This window comes from Stutzerimonas azotifigens DSM 17556, from assembly GCF_000425625.1.
Classification (GTDB): Bacteria; Pseudomonadota; Gammaproteobacteria; order Pseudomonadales; family Pseudomonadaceae; genus Stutzerimonas; species Stutzerimonas azotifigens.
In genome coordinates, this window is the sequence record NZ_KE384416.1 from 122,111 (window position 1) to 136,453 (window position 14,343).

General features: G+C 66.4%; 11 protein-coding genes. All 11 read left to right on the forward strand.

All coding sequences use genetic code 11. The features are described 5' to 3' along the window. The first annotated feature begins 14 nt into the window (after nt 1–14). Nucleotides 15–521 carry a type VI secretion system contractile sheath small subunit gene (gene tssB / locus H610_RS0119180; RefSeq protein ID WP_028241167.1) on the forward strand — a complete coding sequence of 169 codons (507 nt, stop codon included), beginning with the start codon at nt 15–17 and terminating at the stop codon, nt 519–521. A gap of 19 nt (nt 522–540) precedes the next feature. Further along, a complete protein-coding gene (gene tssC / locus H610_RS0119185) occupies nt 541–2,019 on the forward strand; it encodes a type VI secretion system contractile sheath large subunit (RefSeq protein WP_028241168.1) in 1,479 nt (492 codons plus the stop codon). A 4-nt stretch (nt 2,020–2,023) separates the two neighbouring features. Next, complete coding sequence (gene tssE / locus H610_RS0119190) at nt 2,024–2,431, forward strand: type VI secretion system baseplate subunit TssE (RefSeq protein WP_028241169.1); 408 nt, start codon at nt 2,024–2,026, stop codon at nt 2,429–2,431. A gap of 13 nt (nt 2,432–2,444) precedes the next feature. Continuing rightward, the gene (locus H610_RS0119195; protein ID WP_028241170.1) at nt 2,445–4,376 is read left to right on the forward strand and encodes a phospholipase effector Tle1 domain-containing protein; all 1,932 of its coding nucleotides are present in this window, start codon (nt 2,445–2,447) and stop codon (nt 4,374–4,376) included. Next, nucleotides 4,373–5,008, forward strand: coding sequence for a DUF2931 family protein (locus H610_RS0119200; RefSeq protein ID WP_028241171.1), 636 nt, complete (start codon nt 4,373–4,375; stop codon nt 5,006–5,008). The genes H610_RS0119195 and H610_RS0119200 overlap by 4 nt, the downstream gene beginning before the upstream one ends. After that, nucleotides 4,995–5,786, forward strand: a complete 792-nt coding sequence (locus H610_RS25200) for a DUF2931 family protein (protein ID WP_161630485.1) — start codon at nt 4,995–4,997, stop codon at nt 5,784–5,786. The genes H610_RS0119200 and H610_RS25200 overlap by 14 nt, the downstream gene beginning before the upstream one ends. 127 nt (nt 5,787–5,913) lie before the next feature. After that, on the forward strand, nt 5,914–7,704 hold the full coding sequence (tssF, locus tag H610_RS0119205) for a type VI secretion system baseplate subunit TssF (protein ID WP_028241172.1): 1,791 nt from the start codon (nt 5,914–5,916) through the stop codon (nt 7,702–7,704). Continuing rightward, entirely contained in the window at nt 7,668–8,726 is a 1,059-nt protein-coding gene (gene tssG / locus H610_RS0119210; protein ID WP_028241173.1) for a type VI secretion system baseplate subunit TssG, read from the forward strand. The genes tssF and tssG overlap by 37 nt, the downstream gene beginning before the upstream one ends. After that, on the forward strand, nt 8,723–11,311 hold the full coding sequence (gene tssH / locus H610_RS0119215) for a type VI secretion system ATPase TssH (protein ID WP_028241174.1): 2,589 nt from the start codon (nt 8,723–8,725) through the stop codon (nt 11,309–11,311). The genes tssG and tssH overlap by 4 nt, the downstream gene beginning before the upstream one ends. Next, nucleotides 11,298–12,830 (forward strand): sigma-54 interaction domain-containing protein, encoded by a 1,533-nt coding sequence (locus tag H610_RS0119220; protein WP_236614327.1) that lies wholly within the window; start codon nt 11,298–11,300, stop codon nt 12,828–12,830. Before tssH ends, H610_RS0119220 begins: the two co-directional genes overlap by 14 nt. Nucleotides 12,831–12,846: 16 nt before the next feature. Next, nucleotides 12,847–14,343: type VI secretion system tip protein TssI/VgrG (tssI, locus tag H610_RS0119225; protein WP_028241176.1), on the forward strand; the 1,497-nt coding region annotated here is incomplete at its 3' end.

The window sequence follows — 14,343 nt, forward strand, 5'->3', positions numbered from 1 at the left end:
CAAGGAGAACACCCATGGCCAAAGAAGGCTCGGTAGCCCCCAAGGAACGCATCAACGTCACCTTCAAGTCCGCCACCGGCGGCGCCCAGGAAGAGGTCGAACTGCCGCTCAAACTGATGGTGCTTGGCGATTTCACCCAGCGCGCCGACGACCGCAAGATCGAGGATCGCAAGCCGATCGCCATCGACAAGAACAGCTTCGACGAAGTGCTGGCCAAGCAGGAGCTGAGCCTGACCTTCGCCGTACCCAACCGCCTGCAGGACGAAGCCACCGACGAAGAACTGGCGGTGCAGCTGAACATCGGCTCGATGAAGGACTTCAACCCCGCCAACCTGGTCGATCAGGTTCCGGAGCTGAAGAAGCTGATGGAGCTGCGCGACGCCCTGGTCGCCCTCAAGGGCCCGCTGGGCAACGCCCCGGCCTTCCGCAAGGCCATCGAAAGCGTGCTGGCCGACGACGACTCGCGCGAACGCGTGCTGGGCGAACTGGGCCTGGCCGCGAAAGAAAAACTGGACGCCTGACCTGACAAGGAAGCCAACCATGACCACGAGTGCAGCCGCCGTCGAACACGGCAACTCCCACGCCGACCTCGGCATTCTCGACCGCATCATCGCCGAGACCCGACTGACGCCCGACGACGAGGCCTACGACATCGCCAAGCGCGGCGTCTCGGCCTTCATCGAGGAACTGCTCAAGCCGCACAACAAGGAAGAGCCAGTGAAGAAGGCGCTCGTCGACCGCATGATCGCCGAGATCGATGCGAAGCTCAGCCGGCAGATGGACGAGATCCTCCACCACCCGCAGTTCCAGGCCCTGGAATCGTCCTGGCGCGGCCTCAAGCTGCTGGTGGACCGCACCAACTTCCGCGAGAACATCAAGCTCGAAATCCTCAACGCCTCCAAGCAGGACCTGCTGGACGACTTCGAGGACAGCCCGGAAGTGGTCCAGTCCGGCCTGTACAAGCACATCTACACCGCCGAGTACGGCCAGTTCGGCGGCCAGCCGGTCGGTGCGCTGATCGCCAACTATTTCTTCGACCCCAGCGCGCCGGACATCAAGACCCTGCAGTACGTCTCCAGCGTCGCCAGCATGTCCCACGCGCCCTTCATCGCCGCCGCCGGCCCGAAATTCTTCGGTCTGGAAAGCTTCACCGGCCTGCCGGACCTGAAGGACCTGAAAGATCACTTCGAGGGTCCGCAGTTCGCCAAGTGGCAGAGCTTCCGCGAAGGCGAAGACGCCCGCTACGTCGGCCTGACCGTGCCGCGCTTCCTGCTGCGCAACCCCTACGATCCGGAAGACAACCCGGTCAAGTCCTTCGTCTACAAGGAAAACGTCGCCGGCAGCCACGAGCACTACCTGTGGGGCAACACCGCCTACACCTTCGCCAGCCGCCTGACCGACAGCTTCGCCAAGTTCCGCTGGTGCCCGAACATCATCGGCCCGCAGAGCGGCGGAGCGGTGGAAGACCTGCCGCTGCACCACTTCGAGAGCATGGGCGAGATCGAGACCAAGATTCCGACCGAGGTGCTGGTCTCCGACCGCCGCGAATATGAACTCGCGGAAGGAGGCTTCATCGCCCTGACCATGCGCAAGGGCAGCGACAACGCCGCCTTCTTCTCCGCCAACTCGACGCAGAAGCCGAAGTTCTTCGGCAACGGCGAAGAAGGCAAGAACGCCGAGCTCAACTACAAACTCGGCACTCAGCTGCCATACCTGTTCATCGTCAACCGCCTGGCGCACTACCTGAAGGTGCTGCAGCGCGAACAGATCGGCGCCTGGAAAGAACGCACCGACCTCGAGCTGGAGCTGAACAAGTGGATCCGCCAGTTCGTCGCCGACCAGGAAAATCCCAGCGCCGAAGTGCGCAGCCGCCGTCCGCTGCGTGCCGCACAGGTGCTCGTCAGCGACGTCGAGGGCGAGCCGGGCTGGTACCGCGTGAGCCTGAACGTGCGCCCGCACTTCAAGTACATGGGGGCCGACTTCACCCTGTCGCTGGTCGGCAAGCTGGACAAGGAGTAAGCGCTTGAGCGGGTACGGCAGCCTCTTCGAACGCCTCGGCGGCGACGCCGGCCGGCGCGCCGGCTGGAGCCGCGAAGTCGCGGCGATGGCCTCGGTGGCCGCCCACCTGACCAAGATGCTCAGCACCCGGGCGGGCAGCGTGCAGACGCTGCCCGACTACGGGTTGCCCGATCTGAACGACATGCGCCTGTCGCTGCACGACTCGCTGCAGCAGGCGCGTGCCGCCATCGAACGCTTCATCGAAGCCTACGAACCCCGTCTGAGCCAGGTGCGGGTGGTTGCTCTGCCCCGCGATCACGACCTGCTGCGCCTCGCCTTCGCCATCGAAGGCCTGCTGGAAGTGGACGGCATCAAGCGCCCGGTCAGCTTCTCCGCCAGCCTGGACGGCAGCGGGCAGGTAAAGGTCAGCTAACAGGAGAACACGGATGTCCGGAAAACCTGCCTCCCGCCTGGGCGATCCCACCGCCTGCCCCAAGACGGGCCACGGCACCAATCCCATCGCCAGCGGCTCGCCCGACGTGCTGTTCGATGGCCTGCCCGCCGCGCGCCAGGGCGACGTGACCGCGTGCGGCAGCGTGCTGACCGGCAACGTGATTCCCAACGTGCTGATCAACGGCAGGCCCGCGATCACGCTGGACAGCCTCGGCGACCACGGCAACGTGGTGATCGGCGGCTCGGGCACGGTGATCATCGGCACCTCCCATACCCCGGCCCCCTTCGTTCCACCCGAGCCGCTGAATATCGCCAGCGCCGCGCGCGCCATGCCGGCCAGCCCCGCGTTGCCGCAACCGCCGGCCACGCCCATGGCTCGCGCCTGGCAGGAAGAACCCGGCGACCTCGCCCCGCTGGGGCTGGAAGAAGAGGACGAAGAAGAAGAGCTGGACGAGCAGCCGCAGCAGCAGGTGCGCCAGGCTATCACCCTGCGCATCGGCGTGTTCTTCGACGGCACCGGCAACAACCTGGCCAATGCCGCCGTCACCGAACGATGCCGCCACGACGACCTGCAACTGGTAGGCGAGCGCACCCTGCAGGAAGTCATCGACTACTGCCAGCGCCATGGTTTCAGCGACAGCAACGACGACGGCTATTTCACCGAGGCGCCCGACGGCAGCTACGGCAATGCGCCGAGCAATGTGGCGCGGTTGTTCGACTTGTATCAGGACGACGCAACACGAAGCCTGCACAAGGACGAGAGTACCGCCAGCCTGAAGGCCTATCTGGAAGGCATCGGCACCAGCAGTGGCGAAGCCGACTCGCTTTACGGCCAGATCACCGGACGAGGCGATACCGGGATACTGGCACGGGTCGGGCAAAGCCCGACGGAGATTTCCGAACAGCTCCGTCAATTGCTACGCAATAACCCCGAACTAAAAATCGACGATATCGAGTTCGATATCTTCGGCTTCAGCCGCGGCGCGGCGGCGGCCCGGCATTTCGCCAATGAGCTACTCAAACCGCAAGGCGGTGTGTTGGCCCAGGCATTTACTAGCGGCTCGCCTGGCTTGTCCGGCAGTTTCGACTGGGCCGCCAATGCCCGGATCAACTTTATCGGCCTGTTCGATACCGTGGCCGCGGTGATCGACCCGCTGAACGGCGACTACGATCCGGCCAACCACCTCAACCCCGGCATCAACCTCTATCTGCCGCCCGGCTGCGCGCGCAAGGTGTTGCAACTGACCGCCCGCGACGAGAAGCGCTGGAACTTCGCCCTCAACAGGGTCGCCCCGCATCACCAGGAAATCAGCCTGCCCGGCGCGCACTCGGATATCGGCGGCGGCTACCGCCCCCTGATGCTCGAACGGCGGCTGCTGAGCCGCCCGCTCAGCTCCACCGTACCGGCCGGTACACCCCCCGAGCATACCCATGCCTCGCGCGAGACCTGGCGGCAGTATCACCAATGGGAAGCGCTCGGCCTGCCCGGCGAAGGGCTGATGAGACCCAGGGTCTGGGCCAGCCGCAAGCCGGTATTCCGCGAGCGCGGCTTCCAGCGCCCGCCGGAGGACGTGGTCTACGGCCTGCTGTCCATCGAACGCCGGATTCGTGGCGAGTTGTCGCTGGTCTATCTGCGGGTTATGCGGGAGCTGGCTGTGCAGAACAACGTACCGTTACGACCTATCCAGGATAGAGACCCCGCTTTGGCGCTCCCCGCCGAACTGCAAGCCATTGCGGACAAGTTGATGGCCTATGCCCAAGGGGGCCGGTACGGTCTGGACGAAGAGGACGAGCGCCTGCTCTGGTCACGCTATATCCATCTCTCCGCCCACTGGACGCCCAGCAGGGGCCTGCTGATCAGCAAGCCCGCCCCCAACGTCCGCCTGGCCTACAACAACAAGCCGCAACAGGATTATCCCGAATGAGAACCTTCCTGCTTGCCTGCGCGCTGTTCCTGCTTGGTGGCTGTGCCGCCAGCCAGGGCCAGCCCGGCTTGCCCTATCGCGCCTGGTTCGCCGGTGTATTCGCCCCCGACCATATGGAGGTCTGGGTCGAAAGCGTGGACGTGATCGATCGCCGCGGACTGGCCTACGAACGGGTCAGCGGTGGGGTGCCTTCCTACGCCAGCAGCGTGGCCGGCTGGCCACCCAACCCATCGGGTGGAGCCGGCAAGAACCTGCCCGGTATCGACCTTCCGGAAATCATCTTCGTGCGCTGGCAATCGCTGGTCGAGCCGCAGACCTACAACGTACGCATCAATATTCCCGAGTGGGTGCGCCAGGAAATGCTCAAGCCACACTCGGCCTATTGTCGGTGGGACGGCAAGGTGATCGATGGCTTGTATCGCAAGGTCATCACCATCGGCCTGGCCCCCGGCGGTATCGCCAAGGCCTGGGTCGGCGGCCCCTGCCTGGAGTCCATCGAAATCGGTCGTTTCGAGGCGGCCATCAGCAAGGTCGGACCATACGGCGGCAAGTCCGATGGGCACTATTACTTCCTCTCGGATGAAGCCAATGCCTATATCGAGCAACATGGGGTGCCCTATGGCTCTTGGTAAAGCGCCCCTAATCCGCAGAGGCCCTCTTTTCAATGGCTACGCCAACAGACAGGCCCAATGCATGCTGTTGCGAAGAAAATCAATGCTTGTAATGGCAAAGCTCATTTTTTTATCCCCTCTCGCCTTGCTCAGCGGCTGCCAGCTAATCATGTGTAGCACGATGATCAACTGCTTTGACCCACTCGGCACCCCCCCTGTAAGCCCATACATTGCCCATGTTCAGGTAACAACGCCCAATTACATGGACGCGCACCTGCATACGATCGAACAAGTTTTCACCTATGGACGCGAAATCAGTTATTCAAACTCAATATTAAAAAAGCGCGCCCCTGGAAAGGCAGCGGATGGATGGACACCTCCCGAGCTATTGCAGAGTATGCCCGATATCCTGAAATTCAGGGGCCTGGATGAACTACCAAACAAACTGACAGTGGAATGGACCTCGCTGGCTGAGAACAAAGCATACAGAGCATCTATCAAGCTTCATCTTGGTTTACGTATAAATATCCATAGAAAAGTAGAAACCACATGCATACGATTCGGAAAGCCCATGCTAGGAAGGAGAAACATCATCACATTAGAAATAACTCCCGGAGGGAGAGTGAAATCCTGGCTTAGCGGAGTTTGTTTAGGCGCAATAGAAATTGCAACTACACAAGGGCATTTAATTCCCCAAGAGGAAATTTATATACCTTACGACGTATTCGAGAATTACGACCCAGCCCCCATGAGTAATTACATCAGGGCGAACGGGATACCTTATGAAAGCTGGCAGTAATCTCCCCAATATATGAGATCCAAAGGCCAAAATAAAAATTCCAGAAGATTTAGCACGAAGTTACCCCGGCACGGCCTCCGGCGCCTGAACGCACCGGTCACAGAACGACAAGGATGATCCGTTAGAGATGTCTTTCAACCACTACTACCAGAGCGAACTCACCGCCCTGCGCCAGCTCGGCAGGCGCTTTTCCGAGCGCAGCCCGGCGCTGGCGCCGTTCCTCGGCCAGAGCGGGCGCGATCCGGACGTCGAGCGCCTGCTGGAAGGCTTCGCCTTCCTTACCGGGCGTCTGCGCCAGAAGCTCGACGACGAGCTGCCGGAGCTGACCCATTCGCTGATGCACCTGCTCTGGCCGAACTACATGCGGCCGCTGCCGTCGTTCAGCATGCTGCAGTTCGACCCGCTCGTGCGACGCGCCGGAACGCTCGCCGTGCCGCGTCACACGCCGGTGGAGTCGCGCCCCGTGCAGGGTGTGAGCTGCCGCTTCCGCACCTGCTATGCCACCGAGGTGCTGCCGCTGGCGCTGGCCGACCTGGCCTACTCGGTCAAGGGCGACGGGGCGCTGCTAAGCCTGCGCCTGGAGATGACCGCCGACGGCCACCTGGGCGAACTCGGCCTCGAGCGCCTGCGCCTGCACCTGGCCGGCGAGCGCTACATAAGCCAGATGCTCTACCTCAGCCTGCTGCGTCACCTGGATGGCCTGCAGCTGGTGGCCCTCGACGCCGACGGCAAGCCCCTCGGCGACGCGCAGGGACAGCCGCTCGCCGCCCTGAAGCTGGACCCGACGCAGCTCTCGCCGGTGGGCTTCGCCGAGGACGAGGCGCTGATCCCCTACCCGCTCAACACCTTCCGCGGCTACCGCTACTTGCAGGAATACTTCGCCTTCCAGGAGAAATTCCTGTTCGTCGACCTGCACGGCCTGCAGGCGCTGAACGCCCTGCCGCCGGAACGGCTGGAGCAGGCGCGCGGCTTCGAGCTGCGCTTCGACATCCGCAAGGCCGGTGCGCAGCGCATCCGCCCGACCCGCGACAACGTGCGCCTGTACTGCACGCCGGTGGTCAACCTGTTCGCACACGACGCCATCCCGGTGCGCCTGGACGGCAAGCAGGTCCAGTACCTGCTGCGTCCGGCCGAATACGACAGCCCGCACTGCGGCATCTTCTCGGTCGACCGCGTCACCGGCTGGAAGCCCGGCGGCATGGGCTACGAGGAATACGTGCCGTTCGAATCCTTCGAGCACGACCCGAGCTTCGACGTGCCGCTGGCGCGCCCGCACTACAGCGTACGCCAGCAGCCCTCGCTGCTCGGCGACGGCCAGGACACCTTCCTCGGCTTCGGCACCCGCCACCTGGACGGCCACGAGACGCTGTCGATCGAGCTGACCTGTACCAACGGTGACCTGCCACGCAACCTGCACCTGGGCGACATCTGCCTGCCGAGCGAGGACACGCCCGAGTTCCTCACCTTCCGCAACATCGGCCCGGCGACGCCGAGTTATGCCCCGCCGTTGCACCGCGACTTCCTCTGGAAGCTGATCAGCAACATGTCGCTGAACTACCTGTCGCTGGCCAACGTCGAGGCGCTGAAGGTGATCCTCGAGACCTACGACCTGCCGCGCTATTACGACCAGCACGCCGAGAAGGTCAGCAAGCGGTTACTCGGCGGCCTCAAGTCGATCGCCCACCAGCACGTCGACCGCCTGCACCGCGGCCTGCCGATCCGCGGTGTGCGCACCGAGCTGAACATGGACCTGGACGGCTACCTGGGCGAGGGCGACCTGTTCCTCTTCGCCTCGGTGCTCAACGAATTCTTCGCGCTCTACGCCAGCCTCAACTCGTACCACGAGCTGCGCGTACGCAGTACACAGGGAGAGGTGTACCAATGGACGCCGCGCATGGGCCAGCAGCCGCTGCTCTGACATCGGCGGACACCGGCGACGAGCACGGGCTGACCCGGCTCGCCCGGGGCATCCGCGAATACAGCCTGTTCCAGGGCGTGCTGCTGGTGCTCGAGCGCCTGCGCGCCGCGCATCCGTTGCTGGACGACGAGGCGCTGTACGAGCGCCTGGAGTTCCAGGCCAACCCCAGCCTGGGCTTCCCCGGCAGCGACATCGAGCAAGTGCAGTTCTTCGAGGAAGCCGGCGAGCTGCGCGCGCGACTGCGGATAAACCTCGTCGGCCTGTGCGGCGCCGGTTCGCCGCTGCCGGCCTTCTATGCCGACCAGGCGCTGGGCGACGGCGCGGACGGCAACCCGACGCGCGAATTCCTCGACCTGTTCAACGACCGCCTGCAGCGCCTGCTGCTGCCGATCTGGCAGAAGTACCGCTACCGGGCGCGCTTCTCCAGCGGCGCGCGCGACCCGATGTCCGAACAGCTGTTCGCCCTGATCGGCCTGGGCGGCGCACGGATTCGCGCGGCCAGCGAGCTGAACTGGAAGCGCCTGCTGCCCTACCTAGGCCTGCTCAGCCTGCGCGCGCATTCGGCCGCGTTGATCGAATCGGTGCTGCGCTACTACTTCAAGCACGCCGACCTGCGCATCGAGCAGTGCCTGGAGCGCCAGGTGGACATCCTCGGCGAACAGCAGAACCGCCTTGGCCAGCGCAACAGCCGGCTCGGTGACAGCCTGGTGCTCGGCGAGCGCGTACGCGACCGCAGCGGCAAGTTCCGCATCCACATCCGCCAGCTCGGTTGGGACCGCTTCCACGAATTCCTGCCGATCGGCAGCGGCTACCAGCCGCTCTGCGCGCTGGTGCGCTTCACCCTGCGCGATCCGCTGGATTACGACATCCGCCTGGCCCTACGCCAGGACGACATCCGCGAGCTGCGCATCGGGGAAGGAAACCCCTGCCGCCTCGGCTGGACCACCTGGCTGGGCGCCGAACGCGCCGACGGCATGGTCACCCTCGGCAGCAAGAGCCATCAAGGAACGAAAGAGACATGATCAACCTAGACCTGCAACAACTGGTGCAAGCCCTGGACGCCGCCAGCAAGTCGGACCTGGAACAGGCGGCGCAACGCTGCGTGGCGCGCGGAGGCAGCAGGATTCTGGTCGAAGACCTGCTGCTCGGCCTGCTCGAACGACCCGACGGCCTGCTCGGCCGCGCCCTGCAGGATGCCGAGGTGGATGCCGCCGAACTGGCCAGCACGCTGCAGCCGCGCGGCGAGCGCAGCGAATCGCGCAACCCGGTATTCTCCGCCGAACTGGTGCAATGGCTGCAGGACGCCTTGCTGGTCGGCAACCTCGAACTCGGCCAGAGCCAGGTGGATCAGGCCGCCCTGCTGCTGGCACTGCTGCGCAACCCGCTGCGTTATGCCGGCAGCCGCTATCAGCCGTTGCTGGCCCGGCTCGATGCCGAGCGGCTGCGCGACTTCGCTCTTTCGCGGCAGTCCGGACAGGCGGCGGGGCGCCCCGCGGCGAGCGGCGAGTCCAACCTGGCGCGCTTCACCCACAACCTCACCGGCCAGGCTCGCGAGGGTAGACTCGACCCGGTGCTGTGCCGCGACACGGCGATCCGCCAGATGATCGACATCCTGGCCCGGCGGCGAAAGAACAACCCGATCGTGGTGGGCGAGGCCGGCGTCGGCAAGACCGCCATCGTCGAAGGGCTGGCCCTGCGCATCGTCGCCGGCGAGGTGCCCGAGACGCTCAGGGGCGTCGAGCTGCTTTGCCTGGATCTCGGCCTGCTGCAGGCCGGCGCCAGCGTGAAGGGCGAGTTCGAGCGCCGTCTGCAGGGCGTAATCGACGAGGTCAGGGGCGCGGCGAAGCCGACCATCCTGTTCATCGACGAAGCGCACACGCTGATCGGCGCCGGCGGCCAGGCCGGCAGCGGCGATGCCGCCAACCTGCTCAAGCCGGCGCTGGCGCGGGGTGAGCTGCGCACCATCGCGGCGACCACCTGGAGCGAATACAAGAAGTACTTCGAAGAGGACCCGGCGCTGACCCGGCGCTTCCAGCCGGTGCAGCTGCACGAGCCCAGCGTCGACGAAGCCGTGACCATCCTGCGCGGCCTGGCGCCGGTGTACGAGAAGAGCCACGGCATCTACCTGCGCGACGATGCGGTGGTGGCGGCCGCCGAGCTGTCCGCCCGCTACCTCGCCGGCCGCCAGTTGCCGGACAAGGCGGTCGACGTGCTCGACACCGCCTGCGCTCGGGTACGCATAAGCCTGGCAGCGGCGCCCGAGGCCATCGAGCGCCTGCGCGGCAGCCTGGCCGAAGGCAGCCGCCAGGTCGATGCCCTGCGCCGCGATCTGGATGCAGGCCTGATCGTCGACCCCGACGCCCTGGAAGCGCTGGAAAACCAGCTGGACGACACCTGCGCGGAGCTCGAGCGGATGGAGCGCCGCTGGGCCGAACAGCGCGAGTTGGCCGAACGCCTGCTCGACCTGCGCCAGCGCTGCGCCATTGCGCGCCCAGTCACCGCCGAGGGCGCGCCGCACGAAACCGAGGACCTGCAGGCCCGGCTGCGCGACACCCAGGCCGCACTCGCCGCGCTGCAGGCGGACGAGCGCCTGGTGAGCTTCGAGGTCTGCCCGCGCCTGGTGGCCGAGGTGATCAGCCACTGGACCGGCGTACCGCTGTCGCAGCTGGCCCGTGAGCACAACGGCAGGATCGCCCGCTTCGCCGCCGACCTGGGCACCCGGGTGCGCGGCCAGGAGCAGGCGGTCCAGGCGCTGGACACGGCCATGCGCGCCAGCGCCGCCGGGCTCAACCGTCCCGACGCACCGGTCGGGGTGTTCCTGCTGGTCGGCCCCAGCGGGGTCGGCAAGACCGAGACCGCACTGGCGCTGGCCGATCTGCTGTATGGCGGCGAGCGTTTCCTCACCACCATCAACATGTCGGAGTTCCAGGAGAAGCACAGCGTTTCGCGGCTGATCGGAGCGCCACCCGGCTACGTCGGCTACGGCGAAGGCGGCATGCTCACCGAGGCGGTGCGGCAGAAGCCCTACTCGGTGGTGCTGCTGGACGAGGCGGAAAAGGCCGATCCGGACGTGATGAACGTCTTCTACCAGATCTTCGACAAAGGCGTGGCCAACGACGGCGAGGGCCGCGAGATCGACTTCCGCAACACCCTGATCCTGATGACCAGCAACCTGGCCAGCGACGAGATCGCCCGGCTCTGCGCCGAAGGCCGGCGCCCGGCCGCCGAGGACCTGGAAACGGCGATCCGCCCGGCGCTGAGCCGGCACTTCAAGCCGGCTCTGCTCGGCCGCATGAAGGTGGTGCCCTACTACCCCATCGTCGGCGAGGTCCTCGAGGAGCTGGTGGGCCTCAAGCTTGCGCGCTTCGGCGAACGCCTGGCGCGGCGCCAGCTCGCTTTCAGCCACTGCCCGGCGCTAGTCCGTGCGCTGGCCGAGCGCTGCCGGCACAGCGACAGCGGCGCCAGGCTGATCGACCAGCTGATCGACCGCACCCTGCAGCCACAGGTGGTCGACCGAATTCTCGCCGCCATGGCCGGCGGCGAGGAGCTGCAGCGTGTGCATGCCACCCTCGACAGCGCCGGAGCGGTGGTCTGTGAGTTCGCTTGAGACGCCCGCCGACCTGGCCGGGCTCGTGCCGCTGCAGGGCACCGAGGCGCTGCTGGGCCGCTTCGCCGAGCTGGCCTGGGCGGGCGATCCGGACGCCCTGCTGGGCGGGCTCGCCGAAACCGCGGCGCAGCTGGCCGACTGTCCGCTGAGCCAGCTGTACCTGCTCGACGCCACCCACACGCGCCTGACGCTTTCGGCCGAGTGGCTGGACGGCCGGTTGCAGGCCCGCGAGGCCGCCAGCCTGCCGAGCGACTACGACGGCGAGCAACTGCTGCAGTACTGCCTCAGCCAGAACCGCCGGCTGAACCTGGCCACGCTGGACCCCAGCCTGCATCGGACCGGCTTCCTGCCCGACGCGCCGCGGCCCTGGCGCAGCCTGCTGTGCCTGCCGCTGCAGGACGCACAGGGCCACGCCACCGGGCTGCTGGTGACCGCCACCGCGACGACGCGGGACCTCGCCGAGGTGGCCGACAGCCTGGCCCACCTGGGGCGCTTCGCCGTCGGCCAGTTGCAGTTGCTGCAGCGCTCGCGAAGGACGCCGCAAGCGCTTCCCGGCCCGGCACCGGTGCGCCCCTGCGCCAGCGGTTACGGCCTGATCGGCGAAAGTCCGCGCATGCGCGCCGTCTACGGGCTGATCGGCAAGGTCCTGCACAACCCGGTGAGCGTGCTGCTGACCGGCGAGACCGGTACCGGCAAGGAGCTGGTCGCCCGCGCCATCCACGACTGCGGCTCGCGACGCAGCCGGGCCTTCGTCGTGCAGAACTGCGCCGCACTGCCCGAGCACCTGCTCGAAAGCGAGCTTTTCGGCTATCGCAAGGGCGCCTTCACCGGCGCCGAGCGCGATCGCGAGGGCCTGTTCGACGCTGCCGACGGCGGCACCCTGTTCCTCGACGAGATCGGCGACATGCCGCTGGCGCTGCAGGCCAAGCTGCTGCGCGTGCTGCAGGAAGGCGAGGTGCGGCCGCTGGGCAGCACCCGCACGCACAGGGTCGACGTGCGCATCCTCGCCGCCACCCACCAGGACCTGCGCCAATGCGTCGAGGACGGCCGCTTTCGCGAGGACCTCTATTACCGACTGTCGCTGTTCCCCATCGAACTGCCGCCGCTGCGCGAGCGCGACCAGGACATCCTCCGCCTGGCCCGTCACTTCGCCGAGAAGGCCTGCCGCTTCCTGCAGCGCGACCCCTGCCGCTGGTCCGACGCCGCGCTGGAACAGCTGGCCGGCTATGCCTTCCCCGGCAACGTGCGCGAACTCAAGGGGCTGGTCGAGCGCGCGGTGCTGCTCTGCGACGCCGGCGAACTGTTGCCCGAACACTTCAACCTGCAGCAGGCCAGCGACGCCAATGACAGCACGCTCAACCTGCGCGAGCGGATGGAGCGGGTCGAGCGCAACCTGCTGCTGGACTGCCTGCGCAAGAACGGTGGCAACCAGAGCCAGGCCGCGCGCGAACTCGGCCTGCCGCGACGCACCCTGCTCTATCGCATGGAACGGCTGAGCATCAGCCCTGGCGACCTCTAGGCTCAAGGAGACGAGCATGTTCAACCCGGCCAACCAGCCCCATTTCAGCCTGCACGTGCCAGGCCTCGAGCACGACCTGCAGGTGCTCGAATTCCACGGGCGCGAAGCGATTTCCACGCCCTTCGCCTTCGACGTCGAACTGGTCGGCGAACGTCCCGACCTCGACCTCGAGGCCCTGCTGCACCAGCCCGCCTTCCTCGCCTTCGGCCCCGACGGCGGGGGCGTGCACGGCCTGATCCAGCGCATCGCCCAGGGCGAATCCGGCCAGCGCCTGACCCACTACCGGCTGACCCTGCGCCCGCAGCTCGCCTACCTCGCCCACCGCACCAACCAACGCATCTTCCAGCACCTGTCGGTGCCGCAGATCATCGCCCGGGTGCTCGAGGAGCACGGCATCCTCGAGGGCGTTGGCCACCGCTTCGACCTCGGCCCGGTGCTCTACCCGCCGCGCGAGTACTGCGTGCAGTACGACGAGACCGACCTGCACTTCGTCCAGCGCCTGTGCGAGGAGGAAGGCATCCACTACCACTTCCGCCACGACCAGGCCGGCCACGTGCTGGTGTTCGGCGACGACCAGACGGTCTTTCCGCGGCTGGCGCCGGTGGCCTACCAGCAGGACTCCGGGCTGGTGGCCGACGAGCCGGTGGTCAAGCGCTTCGCCCTGCGCGTGGAGACCCGCACCAGCCGCGTCAGCCGCCGCGACTACGACTTCGAGAAGCCGCGCCTGACGCTGGAGGCGGGCTATCGGAGCGAGTTCGAACCGGACCTGGAGGACTACGACTACCCCGGTCGCTTCACCGAGCGCGAGCGCGGCCGGCACCTGGCCCAGCGCGCCCTGGAACGGCATCGCCACGACCACGAACGGGCCGAGGGCCACAGCGACCAGCCCCTGCTGCTCAGCGGCCACTTCCTCGAACTGACCGACCACCCGCGCGAGGCATGGAACCAGCTTTGGCTGCTCAACGAGGTCATCCACGAAGGCAAACAGCCGCAGGTGCTGGAAGAGTCCACCACCGTGCCCTCCTCCCACTCCGAATCAACTCCCTCTCCCCTATGGGGAGACGACTACAGGGATGTAGAAGGTAGGGCGAAGCAGGATGCCCGAGCCGAGGGCCGGGGTGAGGGGAAACCAGCTATCCCCGATTTCCTCCAAGGCTACCGCAACCACTTCACCGCCACCCCCTGGGACATCCCCTTCCGCCCCGCCCTGCGCCACCCCAGGCCCAGGCTCCTCGGCAGCCAGACCGCCGTAGTCACCGGCCCGGCCGGCGAAGAGATCCACTGCGATGAATACGGCCGGGTCAAGGTGCAGTTCCACTGGGACCGCGAGGGCGAGGGCGACGACAAGAGCAGCTGCTGGCTGCGCGTCTCCAGCAGCTGGGCCGGCAACGCCTATGGCGGCGTGGCCATCCCGCGGGTCGGCATGGAAGTGCTGGTCACCTTCCTCGAGGGCGACCCCGACCAGCCCCTGGTCACCGGCTGCCTCTATCACGCCGAGCACCCGGTGCCCTAC

What these genes read in the sequence shown, in the direction of transcription:
- tssB (WP_028241167.1), top strand. Translation starts at nt 15, where the DNA reads ATGGCCAAAGAAGGCTCGGTAGCCCCCAAGGAACGCATCAACGTCACC.
- tssC (WP_028241168.1), top strand. Translation starts at nt 541, where the DNA reads ATGACCACGAGTGCAGCCGCCGTCGAACACGGCAACTCCCACGCCGAC.
- H610_RS0119195 (WP_028241170.1), top strand. Translation starts at nt 2,445, where the DNA reads ATGTCCGGAAAACCTGCCTCCCGCCTGGGCGATCCCACCGCCTGCCCC.
- H610_RS0119200 (WP_028241171.1), top strand. Translation starts at nt 4,373, where the DNA reads ATGAGAACCTTCCTGCTTGCCTGCGCGCTGTTCCTGCTTGGTGGCTGT.
- H610_RS25200 (WP_161630485.1), top strand. Translation starts at nt 4,995, where the DNA reads ATGGCTCTTGGTAAAGCGCCCCTAATCCGCAGAGGCCCTCTTTTCAAT.
- tssF (WP_028241172.1), top strand. Translation starts at nt 5,914, where the DNA reads ATGTCTTTCAACCACTACTACCAGAGCGAACTCACCGCCCTGCGCCAG.
- tssG (WP_028241173.1), top strand. Translation starts at nt 7,668, where the DNA reads ATGGACGCCGCGCATGGGCCAGCAGCCGCTGCTCTGACATCGGCGGAC.
- tssH (WP_028241174.1), top strand. Translation starts at nt 8,723, where the DNA reads ATGATCAACCTAGACCTGCAACAACTGGTGCAAGCCCTGGACGCCGCC.